This window comes from Burkholderia sp. MSMB0856, assembly GCF_001524645.2.
GTDB classification, from domain to species: Bacteria; Pseudomonadota; Gammaproteobacteria; order Burkholderiales; family Burkholderiaceae; genus Burkholderia; species Burkholderia diffusa.
Window position 1 is genome coordinate 549,268 of record NZ_CP013427.1, and the last position, 17,501, is coordinate 566,768.

The following is a 17,501-nucleotide window of genomic DNA, read 5'->3' on the forward strand; positions in this document are numbered from 1 at the left end:
GAGGCCGTCGGGCCTCGCGCGGCAGCGCCGGGCGGCAGCGGGTTACTTCAGTGCGGCGAGCGCTGCGTCGTAGTTCGGCTCGTCCTTGATCTCGCCGACGAGTTCCGCGTGGATCACCTTGTCCTGCGCGTCGAGCACGACGACCGCGCGGGCCGTCAGGCCGTTCAGCGGGCCGCTCGTCACGTCGACGCCGTACGCGTTCGCGAACGCGCGGGCGCCGCGGAACGTCGAAGCCGTCACGACGTTCGCGAGGCCTTCCGTCGTGCAGAAGCGCGTGGCGGCGAACGGCAGGTCGCCGGATACGACGATCACGACCGTGTTGTCGAGCGACGACGCGGCTTCGTTGAACTTGCGGGTCGACGTTGCGCAGGTCGGCGTGTCGAGGCTCGGGACGATGTTCAGCACCTTGCGCTTGCCGGCGAAGCTGGCGAGCGACAGATCGGCGAGGTCCTTGCCGACCAGCTTGAAGTCGGGGGCTTGCGAGCCGACGGCCGGGAACGTGCCGGCGAGATCGATCGGGTTGCCACCCAGCGTAACTTTGCTCATGTTCGTGCTCCGAAATAGCGCGCCGCTGCGGCGCGCGGGTTGAGACGGCGCGCATGCGCGCGCCGCGGGGCGTCACGGATAGAAGATCTGGACGCGGAAATTCGAGGCGGGTGCGCCGTTCGTGTCGAGACGGACGATCATCGTCCGCGTCGTGCCGGGCGGCAACCCGGCGTCGATCGGCGTGCCCGGGCGGACGTAGTCGCGCGGCGCGAGCACGCGGCGCACGGTCACGTGATTCGTGTCGTCGAGCAGCGTCAGCTCGAGCGACGGGTAGGCGAGCGCGACGCGGTAGCGGTTCGTCAGCGGCACCTTCAACTCCAGCACGCGCGGGCCGTCGAGCTGGCGCAGGTCGGCCGCGTCGAGCCGCAGGCCGTCGATCGCGCGCGGCGGCGTGACCGTGCAGCCGAGCGGCGCGCACGCCTGCCGGAACCAGCCTTGCGTGACCGGCCAGTAGATCATCACGGTTTCGCGCTGCCACCACGCGAGTTGAGCGACGAGCAGCACCGCGAGCGCGGCGGCGACGAGTCCGCCGAAAAAGCCGCCGAGCATCCCGCGTCGCTGCGGCGCGCGCGTCTCGCGGGTCACGGCGAAGTGCGGGCGATCGTCGTCGGCCAGTGCGGCGGGGAAGGGCGCGGCCGGTTGGACGGCCGCTTCGCTGGCCGGTGCGGGGGCGCGCTCGTCGGCGCCGGGTTCAGGGACGGCTTGCGCCGGCGTGAATGCGAAGCGCGGTTCGCGCGGTGCGCGTTCGTCGTCGGGTACGGAGAAGTGCGCGTTGCCGACAGGTTCGTCCGCGTCGGCCGCCGACGGCGTGTGCGCGACGAAGCGCGGTTCGCGCAGGTCGGGTTCGGCGGGTGGCGTGGCCCGCGTTGCGCTGGATGAGTCGGTTTCGTGGCGCGCCCAATCCGGCTCGGCCGACGCGACAGCGTGCAGTTCGGCCGGAGCCGACGCGATCGGGGCAGGCGTGCCGGACAGGTGGACGACGCCAGCGTCCATGGCCGGCGGCGCGAGCGGCACCAGCGGCTCGGTGCGCACGGTCTGCACGGTGTGCTGCAGGGACGGGTCGACGCCGGCATCGAGCCACGGCGCCCACATGTCCCAGCCTTCGGGCTGGTAGTCGGAGCCGGACGTCGGCTCGACCGGTGCGTCGGTGGCGAAGAGCCGTGCGGGCGCGGCTTCGTGTTGCGGTACGGCGGCGGCCGGCCCGGCCGGTTCCGCTTCGGTCAGCGCCGGCTCGGGAACGAGCGACTGCGCCGCGTTGAAGACCTGATGGCAGTGTCCGCAGCGCACGAGCCCGTCATGCAGCGAGAGCTGTTCCTGCTGCAGCCGGAAGACGGTTTCGCAATGAGGGCAGCGCGTCGCAAGAAGCATGTCGAGCCGGGCGGCCTGCTGGCCAGAGTGAAGGACAGCGCTATTCTAATGGCTTTCCCGCCGCGTTCCGGCGAGGCATACCCAACCTTCGTGTTCGCGCCAGACCGAGATGTCGACGTAGCGCGCATAGACGGCCGCGACTTCGTCCGCCTGGCGCGCGAGCACACCCGACAGCGCGATGCGCCCGCCCGGTTTTACCTTCGATGCGAGCATCGACGCCATCAGCTTCAGCGGGTTCGACAGGATGTTGGCGACGACGATGTCGAATTCGCCGGCCGGGCATGCGTCGGGCAGCCCGTACGTGACTTCCGCGTGGTTGCGTTCGCTGTTCTGCCGCGCCGATTCGACCGCTTGAGGATCGATGTCGATGCCGACCACGGGGTTCGCCCCGCATTTCTTCGCGAGGATCGCGAGAATGCCCGAGCCGCAACCGTAGTCGAGCACGGACTGGCCGGGCTTCACCGACTGTTCGAGCCATTCCATGCACAGGCGCGTGGTCGGGTGGCTGCCCGTGCCGAATGCGAGGCCGGGGTCGAGTTCGAGGATCAGCGCGTCGGGGTCGGGTGCGTCGTGCCACGACGGAACGACCCAGATCCGCTCGCCGATCGGAATCGGCTCGAACTGCGATTGCGTGAGCCGCACCCAGTCCTGTTCCTCGACTTCGCGTACGTCGAACTTCGGCGTCTCGGCGACGCCGATCTCGTTCGCGGCCGCCGCGAGCAGCACGGCCGGATCGTGATCGGGCGACAGCAGCGCGATCACGCGCGAGTGCTGCCACGCGGTGCGTTCGGGAACGAGGCCCGGCTCGCCGAAGAGCGGCTGTTCGTCGGGCGTGTCGGCGTCGGCGTCCTCGACGGACACCGACAGCGCGCCCAGGCCGAGCAGCGCGTCGGACAGCGCCTCCGCATGCTCACGGGCCAGTTCGACGACGAGTTCGCGATAGCTCATGCTTACGCTTCTTCCGGTGCGACCTGCTGCTTCTGGGCGAGCCGGTGTTCGAGATAGTGGATGCTGGTGCCGCCTTCGACGAACTTCGAGTCGATCATCAGCTCGCGGTGCAGCGGGATGTTGGTCTGGATGCCTTCGACGACCATCTCCGACAGCGCGATGCGCATCCGGCGGATCGCCTGGTCGCGCGTCGCGCCGTAGGTGATCAGCTTGCCGATCATCGAATCATAGTTCGGCGGCACGAAATAGCCATTGTATGCATGCGAGTCGACGCGCACGCCGGGGCCGCCCGGCGTATGCCACGACGTGATCCGGCCCGGCGACGGCGTGAACTTGAACGGATCTTCCGCGTTGATCCGGCATTCGATCGCATGTCCGCGGAACTGGATGTCGCGCTGGCGCAGCGCGATCTTCTCGCCGGCCGCGATGCGGATCTGTTCCTGGACGATGTCGACGCCCGTGATCATCTCCGACACCGGGTGCTCGACCTGCACGCGCGTGTTCATCTCGATGAAGTAGAACTCGTTGTTCTCGTACAGGAATTCGAACGTGCCCGCGCCGAGATAGCCCATCTTCTTGCACGCGTCCGCGCAGCGGTCGCCGATGCGCTCGATCAGGCGGCGCGGAATGCCGGGCGCCGGCGCTTCCTCGATCACCTTCTGGTGACGGCGCTGCATCGAGCAGTCCCGCTCGCCGAGCCAGATCGCGTTCTTGTGCGCGTCCGACAGCACCTGGATTTCGATGTGGCGCGGGTTCTCGAGGAACTTCTCCATGTACACCTGCGGGTTGCCGAACGCACGGCCGGCTTCCTCGCGGGTCATGTTGACCGCATTGACCAGCGCGGCCTCGGTGTGCACGACGCGCATCCCGCGCCCGCCGCCGCCGCCCGCTGCCTTGATGATGACCGGATAGCCGATCGCGCGGGCAATCTTCACGATCTCCTTCGGATCGTCCGGCAACGCGCCTTCCGAACCCGGCACGCACGGCACGCCGGTCTTGATCATGGTCTGCTTCGCGGTGACCTTGTCGCCCATCAGGCGGATCGTTTCCGGACGCGGGCCGATGAACGTGAAGCCCGACTGCTCGACGCGTTCCGCGAAGTCGGCGTTCTCCGACAGGAAGCCGTAGCCGGGGTGGATCGCCTCGGCATCGGTGACTTCCGCGGCGCTGATCAGCGCCGGCATGTTCAGGTAGCTCAGGTTCGACGGGGCCGGGCCGATACAGACGGCTTCGTCCGCGAGGCGGACATACTTGGCTTCTTTGTCGGCTTCCGAGTAGACAACCACCGTCTTGACGCCGAGCTCGCGGCACGCGCGCTGGATGCGCAGCGCGATTTCACCGCGGTTGGCAATGAGGATTTTTTCAAACATAGCGAGTATTCGTCTCTTCGAGGGGCGCGCGAACGGCGCCTGGCGAGCATCGGCGGTGCGCGGCCGGACAGGCCGCGCGGCGGGCTTAGCCGATCACGAAAAGCGGCTGGCCGTATTCGACGGCCTGGCCGTTCTCGACGAGGATTTCCTTGATCACGCCGGCCTTGTCCGACTCGATCTCGTTGAGCAGCTTCATCGCTTCGATGATGCAGATGGTCTGGCCTTCCTTGACCGTGTCACCGACCTGGGTGAACGGGTCCGCGCCCGGCGACGGCGCGCGATAGAACGTGCCGACCATCGGCGACGTCACGACGTGGCCTTGCGGCACGGCGGGCGCGGCAGCGGCGCCTGCGGCCGGCGCGGCAGCCGCACCTTCGGTCGGCAGCGCGACCGCCGGGGCCGGTGCGCTGACCTGCGGGGCAAATCCGCCCGTCGGCTGGACATAGACCGGCGGCGCGTTCTTGACGATACGCACCTTGCCTTCGCCTTCCGTCACTTCCAGCTCGGAGATGCCGGATTCGGAGACGAGGTCGATCAGAGTTTTCAGCTTACGAAGATCCATCGGGAATTCCCCTTTCAATACGTGAAAGCGCCGGTGGGACCGGCGCTGAATCTAGATCGCGAAATCAGCCGCGCGACGCGCCTTGGAGCTTGTCGAGCGCGTACTCGAGCGCGTACAGATAACCTTTCCAGCCGAGCCCGCAGATCACGCCTTCGGCCTGGTCGGAAAAGTAGGAGTGGTGCCTGAACGCTTCGCGGCGGTGCACGTTCGACAGATGAACCTCGACGAACGGGATGCCAACGCCGGCGATCGCGTCCCGGATCGCGACGCTCGTGTGCGTATACGCGGCGGGATTGATCAGGATGAAATCGGTCTGTTCCTCCCGCGCGGCCTGGATGCGGTCGACGAGCGCGCCTTCATGGTTGCTCTGGAACGACGACAGTTCGGCGCCGGCTTCCTGCGCCCGCGCGGCAAGCGCCTGATCGATCTGCGCGAGCGTGACGCGGCCGTACACCTCCGGTTCCCGGGTGCCGAGAAGGTTCAGGTTGGGGCCGTGCAGCACCAGCAATCGTGTCATGGTCGCTTCTATTTCTGCGGAATTGCGCGAACTTTAGCGCTATTTAGAGAAATTTGTCTAGTTTTGCCGAACGGCCGCGCGCGCCGGACCTGCAAGAATTACCGGTGCGACCGCAAAGTATCAGCGAATTCCCGTGAAATTGCGCCGATCGACGCACAAATCGCCGCCAACGCGCAGGCAGCCGTTCAGGGCGATCACAACGCGTCGAGGGTCTTTTTCAGCTCGGCCGGTTGGATTTGTCCCAATTTTGTCTCGCGAATCTTGCCGGTTTCGTCGATGACGACCGTAAACGGCAGCGCGCCGGCGGTATTTCCAAAATTACGGGCCAGATCGGCGCCCGCATAACCGCTGACGAAAACCGGATAGTCGACCTTCACCTTCTGCAGAAAGTTCTTCACGTTCTGGTCGGAATCGACGCCGATCCCGATGAAACGGATGCCCTTCTGCTTGTATTGGTGCGACAGCGCGACGAGCTCCGGCATCTCTTCGACGCACGGGCCGCACCACGACGCCCAGAAATTGACCACGACCTTCTGGCCCTTGAAGGAAGCGAGCGACGCCGGCTTGCCGTCGACGCCGGTCAGCGACGCGGCCCACAGCTGCTCGACCGGGCTGCCTTTCGCGGTGGATGCGGCGACGGCCACGCCGTCATCGGCGCTGCCGCCGCGGAACCAATGGCCGGCGGCGAGCCCGCCGGCAACGGCGGCGGCCGCGACCACCGCGAGCGCCAACATGCGTTTCATCATCATCGTTGAATCATTCCGGTTCGGAAGGGGCGTTGCTGGCCTCGAGCAGCGCGCGCAACACGGTGGCGTCGGCGCGGGCGACCCGGCCGCGGGCGTCGGCCTTGACCGCGCCGCGCAGGTCGTCGCTCGCGTAGAGCGCGACGTGAATGCCGATCGCGTCCACGTCGCGCCGCGGGCGCCACAGGAAGCTGAGCGTCTCGACGTCGGCGCGACCGGCGAAATGCCGCGTTTCGGACACGTCGTACTGGACGTTCTGGTTCAGCAGGTAGATCGCGACGTCCTTCGGGTTGTCGGTGAATATCTGCAAATGGATGTCCGAATGCGCGTTCGCGGTGCCATTCAGCACCGCGCCCGTCACGTACGGATTGAACTCGGCGAGCCGGCGCATCCAGTCGAGCGCGATCTCGCGCAGGCGGCGCAGTTCGTCCGGCTGCGTGTCGCTCTGGAACAGCGCGAGGTACTCGCGCAGTTCTTCCTCGATCAGGTCGTTATCCGGCAGCCATTCGCCGGCAACGCGCGTATCGCCGAACAGCTGGCGCGCGGCCTTGCGTTTCGCGCCGGCGTAATCGAGGCCGTCTTCCGCGATCAGGCGGGCGGCGGACTGGGCAATTTCCTCGCGGGCACGCCGCGGGTCGACAAGAGGTTTGCGAGACATGATCCGGCAATCATACTCGATCGCCGCCACGGTCGAACGCGGTGCGGCCGGGTGCCGTCCGCCGCGCCGCGCGGCGTTCGGATCCATCGTTCGGGCCGCCGGGCAGGGCGGGCCGTCAGTTACAATGACGGTCTTTGTGTCGCGGCGAAAGTCGTTGGCCGGGCGGCCTGTCCGGCGTGCCGCAGACCTTCCTTTCCGAATCGACGGCGCCCGGCGGCGCGAAAGCATTCATCTATGCACATCCACATTCTTGGCATCTGCGGCACCTTCATGGGCGGTCTCGCCGTGCTCGCGCGCGAGGCGGGCCACACGGTGACGGGTTGCGACGCGGGCGTCTATCCGCCGATGAGCACGCAGCTCGAGGCGCAGGGCATCACGCTGATCGAGGGCTACGGCGCCGAGCAGATCGACCTGAAGCCCGACCTGTTCGTGATCGGCAACGTCGTCACGCGCGGCAACCCGCTGATGGAGGCGATCCTCGATCGCGGCCTGCCGTATGTATCGGGCCCGCAATGGCTCGGCGAGCACGTGCTGGCCGGCAAATGGGTGCTGGCGGTCGCGGGCACGCACGGCAAGACGACCACGTCGTCGATGCTCGCGTGGCTGCTGGAAGATGCCGGCCTGAACCCGGGCTTCCTGATCGGCGGCGTGCCGCTGAACTTCGGTGTGTCGGCGCGGCTGACCGATTCGAGTTTCTTCGTGATCGAGGCCGACGAATACGACACGGCGTTCTTCGACAAGCGCTCGAAGTTCGTCCACTACCGGCCGCGCACCGCGGTGCTCAACAATCTCGAATTCGATCACGCCGACATCTTCCCGGATCTCGCCGCGATCGAAACGCAATTCCATCACCTTGTGCGCACCGTGCCGGGCGTCGGCCGGATCGTGACCAACGGCCGCTCGGACGCGCTGGAGCGCGTGCTCGCGCGCGGCTGCTGGAGCGAGGTCGAGCGTTTCGGCGTCGACGGCGGCTGGCAGGCGCTGCCTGCCGAGGACGGCGTGCCGGTCGACGAGCGTTTCGCGGTGTATTCGCAGGCCGAGCGCGTCGGTGAAGTTGCGTGGCAGGTACAGGGCGACCACAACCGGATGAACGCGCTCGCGGCGATCGCCGCCGCGCGCCACGTCGGCGTGCCGCCCGCGCAGGCTGCCGAATCGCTCGCATCGTTCCGCAACGTGAAGCGGCGCATGGAAGTGCGTGGCAGCGTGGACGGCGTGACTGTCTACGACGACTTCGCGCACCATCCGACCGCGATCGAAACGACGATCGCCGGTCTTCGTGCGCGCATCGGCCGTCAAAATTCCCGCATTCTCGCCGTGCTCGAGCCGCGTTCGAACACGATGAAGCTCGGCGTGATGAAGGCGCAACTGCCGGCAAGCCTCGCCGACGCCGACCTGGTGTTCGGCTACGGTGCCCCGACCGGGCGCGATGCGCTCGGCTGGAACCTCGGCGACGCGCTCGCGCCGCTCGGCGACAAGGCCCGCGCGTTCGACGATCTCCACCTGCTGGTGAAGTCGGTCGTCGAGGCCGCGCGCCCGGGCGACCACGTGCTCGTGATGAGCAATGGCGGCTTCGGCGGCGTGCACCAGAAGCTGCTCGACGCGCTCGGGAGCCGCGCGTGATCCTGTATCTGCACGGATTCCGGTCGTCGCCGGAGTCGCAGAAGTCGCGGCTCCTCGCCGCGCGCATGGCCGAGCTCGGCCGCACGCACGAGTGGCGCTGCCCGTCGCTGTCGGTGTCGCCGCTCGAGGCGATCGCCGTTGCGGAAGCCGAGGTGGCCGGTGCGTGCGACGTGACGGTGATCGGCAGCTCGCTCGGCGGCTACTACGCAACCTGGCTCGCCGAAAAGCACGGCTGGAAGGCGGTGGTGCTGAATCCGGCGATCGTGCCGCAACGCGATCTCGAGCAGTATATGGGCGAACAGCCGCTGTGGCACGGCGGCGGGTCGATCGTCGTCGAACGCCATCACCTGCACGAGCTCGATGCGTTGCGCGTGCCGGCGATTTCGCGGCCCGAACGCTACTATCTGTTCGCGGCGACGGGCGACGAAGTGCTGGACTACCGCGAGATGCTCGCCCATTACCCGGGCGCGAAAACGCGCGTGATCGAAGGCAGCGATCATGGAATCAGCGAATTTGCCGACTATGTCGACGACGTTCTCGCCTTTTGCGACGAAAGAACGTCATGAACCCGGCGTCATGCCGATCGAATTCCCATCATCATGCGGCGCCGCCGATGCGGCGCCCGGCAGTCTGAACGAGAGTACTGAGTGAACGTTTTCTTCGAGGAATCGGGCAGTTTCAAGGCGGGCAGCGTGCTGTCGCGCCAGGGCGACGCATTTCAGGTCGAGTTGCCCGGCGGGCGGCGTGCGAAGGTCCGTGCAAAGGACGTGCTGATCGAATTCGAGAAGCCGGCCGCGAGCGAGCTGATGCAGGAAGCCGATACGGCCGCGCAACAGATCGACCTGGACTTCCTGTGGGAATGCGCGCCGGCCGAGGAATTCGCATATACGGCGCTCGCCTCGGAATATTTCGGCGCGACCTACGGCCCGGTCGAGCGCGCGGCGCTGGTGCTGCGGCTGCACGGCTCGCCCGTCTACTTCCGACGCAAGGGGCGCGGCCAGTATCAGCGGGCGCCGGAAGAGCAGCTCAAGATGGCGCTCGCGTCGCTCGAGCGCAAGCGCCAGCAGGCGCTCGTCCAGGCGCAGTATGAAGAGGAACTGAAGGCCGGCAAGCTGCCGGAAGCGTTCGCGGGCAAGGTGCTCGGGCTGCTGACGCGGCCGGACAAGAACGCGATCGAATACAAGGCGATGGAAGCGGCGGCCGGGGCGCGCGGCGTATCGCCGGCGCGACTGATGCTCGACTGCGGCGGCATCGCGTCGCCGCGCGCGCTGCACGAGGCGCGCTTCCTCGCGGAATTCTTCCCGCACGGCACGGGCTTTCCCGCCGTCACGGTCGGCCCGCTGCCGGACGACCTGCCGCGTGCGGACGTCGAGGCGTTCTCGATCGACGACATCACGACGACCGAAATCGACGACGCGTTCTCGGTCGAACACCTGTCCGACGGTCGCGTGCGGATCGGCGTGCACATCGCGGCGCCGGCGCTCGGCATCGTGCGCGGCGACGCGGTCGACGCGATCGCGCGCGCGCGCCTGTCGACCGTCTACATGCCGGGCGACAAGATCACGATGCTGCCGGACGACGTCGTCGACGTGTTCACGCTGAAGGAAGGCGATTACCGCCCGGCGCTGTCGCTGTACATCATCGTCAACCGCGAGACGCAGGAAATCGTCGCGAACGAGACGCGTGCCGAACTCGTGTTCGTGAAGAACAACCTGCGCCACAACACGCTCGACGAGCTCGTCAACGAAGAGACGCTCGCGGCCGGCACCGGCGACTACCCGCACAAGGACGACATCGCCGTGCTGTGGCCGCTCGCGCAGGCGCTGTTCGAGAAGCGCCAGGTCGCGCGCGCGGGCTACGGCCTGAAGCGCGAAGTGCAGCGCAACACCGACTACAACTTCTACGTCGAAGGCGAGCACGTGACGATCACGCCGCGTCGCCGCGGGTCGCCGCTCGACCTGATCGTGTCGGAGCTCGCGATCCTCGCGAACTCGACGTGGGGCGCGTTCCTGCACGATCACACGGTGCCCGGCATCTATCGCTCGCAGCGCGGTTTCGGCGCGCCGGGCCCGAAGCGCACGCGGATGCAGACGACGGCCGCGCCGCACGAAGGCCTCGGCGTCGCGCAGTACGCGTGGAGCACGTCGCCGCTGCGCCGCTACGTCGACCTCGTGAACCAGTGGCAACTGCTCGCGTGCGTGCAGCACGGCGTCACCGCGAAGCTCGCCGCACCGTTCAAGCCGAAGGACGCCGACCTGTACGCGGTCGTGCAGGGCTTCGACGACACATATACCGCCTATGCCGACTACCAGCGCCGGATGGAGTACTTCTGGTGCCTGCGCTGGCTCGCGCAGGAGCAGAAGAAGCAGGTCGTCGCGAGCGTCGTGAAGGGCGACCTGGTGCGCCTCGAGGAAATCCCGCTGCTGCTGCACGTGCCGGGGCTCGGCGTGCATGCGCGCGGCACGCGCGTGCTGCTCGACGTGATGTCGCTCGACGAGCTGACGATCGAGGCGTCGGTGCGGCTTCTGAACGTGCTCGACGCGCCGACCGTGACGAGTGGTGACGCGGCCGACGACGAAGACGAGACCGAAGGCGGCGACGACACGCTGGTCGATGCGGAAGACGCGTCGGCGGAAGCCGAGGCCGAGGCACTGGCCGAAGCGGACGGCGCGGCGGTCGAAGGCGGCGAGGCCGCGAGCGGCAACGGCCAGGAAAGCGAAGAGAGCGAAGAGGGACGCGCATCATGAACGCAGTCGCGTCGACGAGCGGCGCCGACCGCTACGTGGTGTTCGGCAATCCGGTGGCGCACAGCAAGTCGCCGTTCATCCACGCGCAGTTCGCCGCGCAGACGGGCGAGGCGATCGTCTACGAGCACCGGCTCGCGCCGGTCGACGGCTTCGAGGCCGCCGTGCGCGCGTTCATCGCCGAAGGTGGCCGCGGCGCGAACGTGACGGTGCCGTTCAAGCTCGACGCGCATGCGCTCGCCGATACGCTGTCGCCGCGCGCGGCGGCGGCGGGCGCGGTGAACACGCTGCGCATCGAAGCCGACGGCCGCATCTACGGCGACAACACGGACGGCGTCGGCCTCGTGCGCGACATCGAATCGAATCTCGGCGTGTCGCTCGCGGGCGCGCGCATCCTGCTGCTCGGCGCGGGCGGTGCGGCGCGTGGCGTTGTGTTGCCGATGCTCGAGCGCGCGCCGCTGTCGATCACGATCGTGAATCGCACCGCGAGCAAGGCCGAGGCGCTCGTCGGTCAGTTCACGCAGGCCGCGCACGATGCGGGCTGCGTGCTGTCGGGCGGCGGCCCGGACACCGTGCGTGCGGAACCGTACGACGTGATCGTCAACGCGACGGCCGGCAGCCTCGACGCGGCGCTGCCGGAGTGCGACGCGGCGGCGTTCGGCGCGGGCACGCTCGCGTACGACATGATGTACGGCGCGCAGCCGACCGTGTTCATGCAGCATGCGGCGTCGCTCGGCGCACGCACGGCCGACGGGCTCGGGATGCTGGTCGAGCAGGCGGCCGAATCGTTCTTCATCTGGCGCGGCGTGCGGCCGGACGGCGCACCGGTGCTGGCCGCGCTGCGCCAGGCGCTCGCGGCGGCCTGACCGGAGCGCGGCAGGTGGTGGCGGTAAGCGGCACGCAGCGCACGCGGACGATCAGCCCGACCCGCTGGATCGTCTATGCGGGTTCGGTGTTCGCGGGCGCGTGGCTCGCGACGCAGCTGTTCTATCTCGTGCAGATCGCGCTTTGGTCGTTCATCAATCCGGGTTCCACCGCGTTCATGCGGACCGACGCGTGGTGGCTGTCGCGCGACAATCCGCCCGCGCGGATCCAGCACCAGTGGGTGCCGTACGACCAGATCTCGCGCAACCTGAAGCGCGCGCTGATCGCGTCGGAGGATTCGACGTTCGCGACCAACAACGGCTACGACGTCGACGCGATCCTGCAGGCGTGGGAGAAGAACAAGGCGCGCGGCCGGATCGTCGCGGGCGGTTCGACGATCACGCAGCAACTCGCGCGCAATCTGTTCCTGTCGCGCGAGAAGAGCTACATCCGCAAGGGGCAGGAGCTGATCATCACGTGGATGCTCGAGACGGTGCTCGACAAGGAGCGAATCTTCGAGATCTACCTGAACTCCGTCGAATGGGGCCGCGGCGTGTACGGTGCCGAGGCCGCCGCCCGCTATTACTACAGGGTTCCCGCGAGCCGGCTCGGCGCGTGGCAGTCGGCGCGCCTCGCGGTGATGCTGCCGAAGCCGCGCTGGTTCGACGCGCACCGCGGCTCGGCGTACCAGGCGCAGCGCGCGGCCGTAATCGCCCGCCGGATGGGCGCGGCCGAACTTCCGCAATCGCAGTGAGCGGCGCGCCCGCGCCGTCACATTGTCCGTTCCGTCGCCGGCGCGCCATTGGTGCGCTGCAGCGCATTCATGTCGCCCGCATTTCGGGACATATCCATTAGACGAATTCGTCTATTTCGCTTTACTGAGCAATGCCAGCCCGCGCGGGATTTTGTTTGCCGATATGGCACGAAATCCACGCGGTTTTAGTGTTTCCGGGTAAACGCGAAAGCAGTTGAAAGGCTGCCGAAAAACAATGGTTCGTTAATCGAAGCATTCCTGAAAGGTGTGCACCGCACCGAGCGGTGCTCGAATATTTCCAAATTTTTCAAAGCCGACCCGCTCACGTATATTGGCCAGCGCCTCGGCTTATCGGCCGCAATCGAGGCGGGGGGCGGCTTACCCGGCTGCTCGACACAAAAAACATTCGAGAGAAGGAAAGCAACGATGCCAGCGAGCAAAGCGAAGCTGTTGTTGGGAGTTGTGTTCTCTTCGCTGATTCTGACGGCCTGCAACGACGACGTGTCGTCGTCCTCCGCAGCAGGTACCGACAATTCAGCCGATCCCGCCGCTCAGGTGGACAAGCCGTACAACGATCCCAACAGTTATTCGTCGAGCGCGACCGCGTCGCTCGACGCGTCCGCCGCGGTCGAAAAGGCCGCCGTCACCCATCACCAGATCACGCTGAACGGCAAGACGATTCGCTACACGGCCACCGCCGGCCACCTCGTCGCGCGCAATCCGCAGACGGGCGCGCCCGAAGCATCGTTCTTCTACGTCGCGTACACCGCCGACAACCAGCCCGCGGCGAAGCGGCCCGTCACGTTCCTGTACAACGGCGGCCCCGGCTCCGCATCGGTGTGGCTCCATCTCGGCTCGTTCGGTCCGAAGCGGATCCAGACGGGCGACCCGAACGCGAACGCGTCGACGTTCCCGTTCGTCGACAACGCGGAAAGCCTGCTCGATACGACCGACCTCGTGTTCGTCGATGCGATCGGCACCGGCTTCTCGGAGGCGATCGCACCGAACACGAACCAGACGTTCTGGGGCGTCGACCAGGACGGCGGCGCGTTCCGCGACTTCGTGACGCGCTACATCGCCGTGAACCAGCGCGACACTTCGCCGAAATACCTGTTCGGCGAGTCGTACGGCACGCCGCGCACCGACGTGCTCGCGAACCTGCTCGAGACGGCCGGCGTCAAGCTCGACGGCATCGTGCTGCAGTCGTCGATCCTGAACTACAACGCGAACTGCGACATGGCGAGCGACTATGTCGGCAACTCGAACAACGGGGCGAGCCCCGTGAGTTGCGCGGGCTTCGTGCCGTCATACGGCACCGTCGGCGCGTACTACCAGCTCGACAACCCGAACCCGTCGAGCCTGCCGCAATACGCGGACCAGATGCGCCAGCTGACGGCCGGCAGTTACGTGCCCGCCGTGAACGCGTATCTCGCGAGCCACACGCCGCCCCCGCCGACGCTCGTCACGACGATGGTGAATTCGACCGGCGTGAAGCAGTCGCTGTGGAACGCGGACTTCAACGTCGTCCCGACCTTCTTCGACAACAGCTTCCAGGTGTCGCTGATCCCGGGCACGCTGATCGGCCGCTACGACGCACGCGTGAACGTGCCGTCGTCGAGCCCGCTCGCGGCGGACGGCGACCCGTCGAGCACGTTCATCACGAAGCCGTTCACCGACACGATCGGCAGCTACCTGCCGAACGTGCTGAAGTACAGCGCGCAGTCGGCGTATTCGCTCAGCAGCAATGCGATCCAGACCTGGGACTGGACGCACGACGGCCTCGCGATGCCCGACACGATTCCCGATCTTGCGGCTGCGCTGACGCTGAATCCGTCGCTGAAGGTGCTGTCGCTGAACGGGTATCACGACATCGCGACGCCGTTCTACCAGACCGAGCTCGACCTCGCGCGGCTCGGCGCGCAACCGAACCTGACGATCAAGGACTATCAGGGTGGACACATGGTCTATCTCGACGATACGTCGCGTCCGCAGGAGAAAGCCGACCTCGTGACTTTCTACAACGCGGCCGCGCACTGATGCGATGTGCGGGCCTGGCGACGCGCGCCCGTGGCGGCGCCGTTCGCCGGCCGTCGACGACCTCATTCCAGACTGGAGCCTGACATGAAGAAACGTTTCATCGTCGTTGCCGCCGCGCTCGCGTGCGCCGGCGTTGCAGCATCCGCATCGGTGTCCGCGTTCGCGCAGGCGAGCGACGACGCCACCCCGGCGCGCGCGCGCCAGGCGCAGCTCGGCGATCCGTACGTGCCGCCGGCCGCGCGCAAGCCGACCGCCGGCACGCAGACGACGGGCGCCGCGCTGCACGCGCAGGTGGTGCGCAAGCTCGCGCGGCAGTTCGGCGCGGCCGATACGCAGAACACCGGCTCGATCACCGAAGCGCAGGCGCGCGCGGCCGGCCTCGGCTATGTCGCGAATCACTTCCGGCAGATCGACGCGAGCGGTAGCGGTCGCGTGTCGTTCTCCGACGTGCAGCGCTACATGCAGGCGCGCAGCACGAACCAGCAGTAAGCGCGGCGCGCATGACCAATACGGGGGCGGAACCCGCGACGTGTCGGGTTCCGCCCCCGTGCGCATGGCGCGGGCCGTTTCGCGACGGCCGCCGCAGCCCTTCGCTGGGTTATCTCATTATCTGGACAACGCATTCAAATATTGGAGACGAGTGCGTGCGCTCCTACAATCCGAAGCACATCGACAGCTTCGGACCCACGCATCGCGCGGCGCCCGACGCACACGGAGACACATTCCATGAAGTTCGCCGGGCGCTTTCCTCGGTGCATCGACCGCCGCGTTGCCGCGACGCCCGACCTCGTTCCGGCGTCGCGACGGCGGCTTCACCGATTCCGTTGAAGAAGCACGTTCCATGACCAAGATGCCCGATTCCCTTGCTCTCGACACCCGGCGCGCGACGCCGGACGCTGCGCCGCTCACCGACACCATCGGCGCGACCAGCACGCCGCTCGACCTCGCCGCGCAGCAGGCCGGCACGCAGACGCTGTTGCGCGGTCTCGCGATCCTCGAAGCGATCGCGAACGGCGCGCGCGACATGCGTGCGATCGGCGCCGCGCTCGGCACGACGCGCAGCACGACGCACCGTCTCGTCAGCAGCCTCGTGCAGGCGCGCTACCTGCGCCAGGTGCAGGGCGGCTACCTGCTCGGCCCCAAGCTGATCGAGCTCGGCACGATCGCGCTCGAGCAGATGCCGCTCACGGCGGTCGCGCGGCCGCACCTCGAGGCGCTCGCCGAAGCGACGCTCGACACGATCCACCTCGGCGTGCGCGACGGCGACGACGTGCTGTACATCGACAAGATCCCCGGCACGCGCGGCCTCGAGATGCGCTCGCGTGTCGGCCACCGGATGCCGCTCGCGTCGACCGGCATCGGCAAGGCGATGATGCTCGACCTCGATCCGGACCTGTGGCGCTCGCTGTTCGAAGCCGCGCGGCGCGCGCTGGCCGGCGTCAACTTCAAGCCGGACAACCGGCCCGAGACGAGCGCGTTCCTGCAGCGCATGGCGCATTACGCGGCCGGCGGCTACACGTTCGACCTCGAGGAAAACGAGGCGTCGATCCGCTGTGTGGCCGCGCCGATCCGTGACGCGTCGGGCGCGATCGTCGCGGCCGTATCGGTCGCGAGCACGATTCCGTACATGCCGCACGACCGGATGGACGAACTGATTCCGCTCGTGCAGCGCGAAGCGCGAGCCATTTCCGCGGAACTGGGCTGGAGCCCGCCGCAGGGTACCCGCAGGATCAAACGATGACCAATTCGACCCGGACCGCTCCGGACGCCTCCTGCGCCGCACCGTCGTTGATCGCGCTCGACTGGGGCACGACGTCGCTGCGCGCGTATCTGTTCGACGCGCACGGGGCGCTGCTCGACACGCGCAGCCGTGCCGCGGGCGTGATGCACGTGCCGGCCGGCGGCGCGCGTGCGTTCGACGTCGTGTTCGAGGAAGCGTGCGGCGACTGGCTCGACCGCGCGCCGGGCGTGCCGGTGCTGGCAGCGGGGATGGTCGGCAGCGCGCAGGGCTGGCGCGAGGCGCCGTACGTCCAGGTGCCGGCCGGCGCCGACGCGCTCGTCGCGGGGCTCGTCACGGTGACGACGTCGCGCGGCACGACGGTGTCGATCGTGCCGGGCGTGATCGCGACGGGCGACTTGCCCGACGTGATGCGCGGCGAAGAAACGCAGATATTCGGCGCACTCGCGAACGATCCCATGCTTGATGCAGATCGTTCAGGCGTACTGATCGGATTGCCGGGCACGCATGCGAAATGGGCATGGGTGAAGGACGGGCTCATCGAGCGCTTCCAGACTTTCATGACCGGCGAGTTGTTCGCGGCGCTGCGCGATCACACGATCCTCGGCCGCACGATGCGCGCGAGCGAATCGCCCGACCGCGCGGCATTTGCGCGCGGTGTCGCGGTGGCACGCGGCGCGCAGCGCGCGGGGCTGCTCGCGACGATCTTCAGCACGCGCACGCTCGGCCTGACCGACCGGCTCGCGCCCGATGCGCAGGGCGATTACCTGTCCGGCCTGCTGATCGGCCATGAGATGAACGCGCTCGACGCGATGCTCGCGGAACGCGGTGTCGCGCTCGCGAACCAGCCGCTGCTGCTGATCGGCGACGACGGATTGTGCGCGCGCTATGTCGACGCATTGAGCGTGTTCGGCTGCACGCACGCGCGCGTCGTCGCGCAGGCGACGGAGCGCGGCTTGTGGTGGATCGCGTCGCGCGCCGGGCTCGTGCGCGCGGATGGCGAGCCCGTCTGCGCCGACCAGTGAACCGATT

At 67.7% G+C, this 17,501-nt stretch carries 17 protein-coding genes; 9 read left to right on the forward strand and 8 right to left on the reverse strand.

The features are described 5' to 3' along the window. Window positions 1–42: 42 nt before the first annotated feature. The 8 genes from tpx to WS87_RS03675 form a co-directional block, all read right to left on the reverse strand. Complete coding sequence (tpx, locus tag WS87_RS03640; RefSeq protein ID WP_059535219.1) at window positions 43–546, reverse strand: thiol peroxidase; 504 nt, start codon at window positions 544–546, stop codon at window positions 43–45. Between the two features lie 72 nt (window positions 547–618). Continuing rightward, window positions 619–1,914, reverse strand: a complete 1,296-nt coding sequence (locus WS87_RS03645; RefSeq protein ID WP_059820709.1) for a DUF3426 domain-containing protein — start codon at window positions 1,912–1,914, stop codon at window positions 619–621. A gap of 45 nt (window positions 1,915–1,959) precedes the next feature. Next, complete coding sequence (gene prmA, locus WS87_RS03650) at window positions 1,960–2,862, reverse strand: 50S ribosomal protein L11 methyltransferase (RefSeq protein WP_059820710.1); 903 nt, start codon at window positions 2,860–2,862, stop codon at window positions 1,960–1,962. A gap of 2 nt (window positions 2,863–2,864) precedes the next feature. Then, the gene (accC, locus tag WS87_RS03655) at window positions 2,865–4,232 is read right to left on the reverse strand and encodes an acetyl-CoA carboxylase biotin carboxylase subunit (protein WP_059535225.1); all 1,368 of its coding nucleotides are present in this window, start codon (window positions 4,230–4,232) and stop codon (window positions 2,865–2,867) included. Between the two features lie 85 nt (window positions 4,233–4,317). Continuing rightward, window positions 4,318–4,794 (reverse strand): acetyl-CoA carboxylase biotin carboxyl carrier protein, encoded by a 477-nt coding sequence (gene accB / locus WS87_RS03660; RefSeq protein WP_059535226.1) that lies wholly within the window; start codon window positions 4,792–4,794, stop codon window positions 4,318–4,320. Window positions 4,795–4,858: 64 nt separating this feature from the next. Then, window positions 4,859–5,311, reverse strand: a complete 453-nt coding sequence (aroQ, locus tag WS87_RS03665) for a type II 3-dehydroquinate dehydratase (RefSeq protein WP_040143361.1) — start codon at window positions 5,309–5,311, stop codon at window positions 4,859–4,861. A gap of 194 nt (window positions 5,312–5,505) precedes the next feature. After that, the gene (locus WS87_RS03670; RefSeq protein WP_059535229.1) at window positions 5,506–6,060 is read right to left on the reverse strand and encodes a TlpA family protein disulfide reductase; all 555 of its coding nucleotides are present in this window, start codon (window positions 6,058–6,060) and stop codon (window positions 5,506–5,508) included. Window positions 6,061–6,067: 7 nt separating this feature from the next. Further along, window positions 6,068–6,712 carry a hypothetical protein gene (locus WS87_RS03675; protein WP_059535498.1) on the reverse strand — a complete coding sequence of 215 codons (645 nt, stop codon included), beginning with the start codon at window positions 6,710–6,712 and terminating at the stop codon, window positions 6,068–6,070. A gap of 234 nt (window positions 6,713–6,946) precedes the next feature. On the opposite strand from WS87_RS03675, the gene mpl reads away from it, so the two are divergent. The 9 genes from mpl (at window position 6,947) to WS87_RS03725 (ending at window position 17,494) form a co-directional block, all read left to right on the forward strand. After that, window positions 6,947–8,332 (forward strand): UDP-N-acetylmuramate:L-alanyl-gamma-D-glutamyl-meso-diaminopimelate ligase, encoded by a 1,386-nt coding sequence (mpl, locus tag WS87_RS03680; RefSeq protein ID WP_059689100.1) that lies wholly within the window; start codon window positions 6,947–6,949, stop codon window positions 8,330–8,332. Continuing rightward, window positions 8,329–8,898, forward strand: a complete 570-nt coding sequence (locus WS87_RS03685) for a YqiA/YcfP family alpha/beta fold hydrolase (RefSeq protein ID WP_059820711.1) — start codon at window positions 8,329–8,331, stop codon at window positions 8,896–8,898. The genes mpl and WS87_RS03685 overlap by 4 nt, the downstream gene beginning before the upstream one ends. 81 nt (window positions 8,899–8,979) lie before the next feature. Beyond that, window positions 8,980–11,079, forward strand: coding sequence for an RNB domain-containing ribonuclease (locus tag WS87_RS03690; RefSeq protein WP_059820712.1), 2,100 nt, complete (start codon window positions 8,980–8,982; stop codon window positions 11,077–11,079). Next, entirely contained in the window at window positions 11,076–11,942 is an 867-nt protein-coding gene (aroE, locus tag WS87_RS03695; protein ID WP_059820713.1) for a shikimate dehydrogenase, read from the forward strand. The genes WS87_RS03690 and aroE overlap by 4 nt, the downstream gene beginning before the upstream one ends. Window positions 11,943–11,956: 14 nt before the next feature. Continuing rightward, window positions 11,957–12,694: a monofunctional biosynthetic peptidoglycan transglycosylase gene (mtgA, locus tag WS87_RS03700; RefSeq protein WP_059820714.1), complete on the forward strand. Its 738-nt coding sequence runs from the start codon at window positions 11,957–11,959 to the stop codon at window positions 12,692–12,694. 426 nt (window positions 12,695–13,120) lie between these two features. After that, on the forward strand, window positions 13,121–14,731 hold the full coding sequence (locus WS87_RS03705; RefSeq protein WP_059820715.1) for a S10 family peptidase: 1,611 nt from the start codon (window positions 13,121–13,123) through the stop codon (window positions 14,729–14,731). Window positions 14,732–14,815: 84 nt separating this feature from the next. Continuing rightward, complete coding sequence (locus WS87_RS03710) at window positions 14,816–15,220, forward strand: EF-hand domain-containing protein (protein ID WP_059820716.1); 405 nt, start codon at window positions 14,816–14,818, stop codon at window positions 15,218–15,220. A 352-nt stretch (window positions 15,221–15,572) separates the two neighbouring features. After that, window positions 15,573–16,472 carry an IclR family transcriptional regulator gene (locus tag WS87_RS03720; protein WP_059820717.1) on the forward strand — a complete coding sequence of 300 codons (900 nt, stop codon included), beginning with the start codon at window positions 15,573–15,575 and terminating at the stop codon, window positions 16,470–16,472. After that, window positions 16,469–17,494: a 2-dehydro-3-deoxygalactonokinase gene (locus WS87_RS03725; RefSeq protein WP_059820718.1), complete on the forward strand. Its 1,026-nt coding sequence runs from the start codon at window positions 16,469–16,471 to the stop codon at window positions 17,492–17,494. Before WS87_RS03720 ends, WS87_RS03725 begins: the two co-directional genes overlap by 4 nt. The last annotated feature ends 7 nt before the right edge of the window (window positions 17,495–17,501 follow it).

What these genes read in the sequence shown, in the direction of transcription:
- tpx (WP_059535219.1), bottom strand. Translation starts at nt 546, where the DNA reads ATGAGCAAAGTTACGCTGGGTGGCAACCCGATCGATCTCGCCGGCACG.
- WS87_RS03645 (WP_059820709.1), bottom strand. Translation starts at nt 1,914, where the DNA reads ATGCTTCTTGCGACGCGCTGCCCTCATTGCGAAACCGTCTTCCGGCTG.
- prmA (WP_059820710.1), bottom strand. Translation starts at nt 2,862, where the DNA reads ATGAGCTATCGCGAACTCGTCGTCGAACTGGCCCGTGAGCATGCGGAG.
- accC (WP_059535225.1), bottom strand. Translation starts at nt 4,232, where the DNA reads ATGTTTGAAAAAATCCTCATTGCCAACCGCGGTGAAATCGCGCTGCGC.
- accB (WP_059535226.1), bottom strand. Translation starts at nt 4,794, where the DNA reads ATGGATCTTCGTAAGCTGAAAACTCTGATCGACCTCGTCTCCGAATCC.
- aroQ (WP_040143361.1), bottom strand. Translation starts at nt 5,311, where the DNA reads ATGACACGATTGCTGGTGCTGCACGGCCCCAACCTGAACCTTCTCGGC.
- WS87_RS03670 (WP_059535229.1), bottom strand. Translation starts at nt 6,060, where the DNA reads ATGATGATGAAACGCATGTTGGCGCTCGCGGTGGTCGCGGCCGCCGCC.
- WS87_RS03675 (WP_059535498.1), bottom strand. Translation starts at nt 6,712, where the DNA reads ATGTCTCGCAAACCTCTTGTCGACCCGCGGCGTGCCCGCGAGGAAATT.
- mpl (WP_059689100.1), top strand. Translation starts at nt 6,947, where the DNA reads ATGCACATCCACATTCTTGGCATCTGCGGCACCTTCATGGGCGGTCTC.
- aroE (WP_059820713.1), top strand. Translation starts at nt 11,076, where the DNA reads ATGAACGCAGTCGCGTCGACGAGCGGCGCCGACCGCTACGTGGTGTTC.
- WS87_RS03705 (WP_059820715.1), top strand. Translation starts at nt 13,121, where the DNA reads ATGCCAGCGAGCAAAGCGAAGCTGTTGTTGGGAGTTGTGTTCTCTTCG.
- WS87_RS03710 (WP_059820716.1), top strand. Translation starts at nt 14,816, where the DNA reads ATGAAGAAACGTTTCATCGTCGTTGCCGCCGCGCTCGCGTGCGCCGGC.
- WS87_RS03720 (WP_059820717.1), top strand. Translation starts at nt 15,573, where the DNA reads ATGACCAAGATGCCCGATTCCCTTGCTCTCGACACCCGGCGCGCGACG.
- WS87_RS03725 (WP_059820718.1), top strand. Translation starts at nt 16,469, where the DNA reads ATGACCAATTCGACCCGGACCGCTCCGGACGCCTCCTGCGCCGCACCG.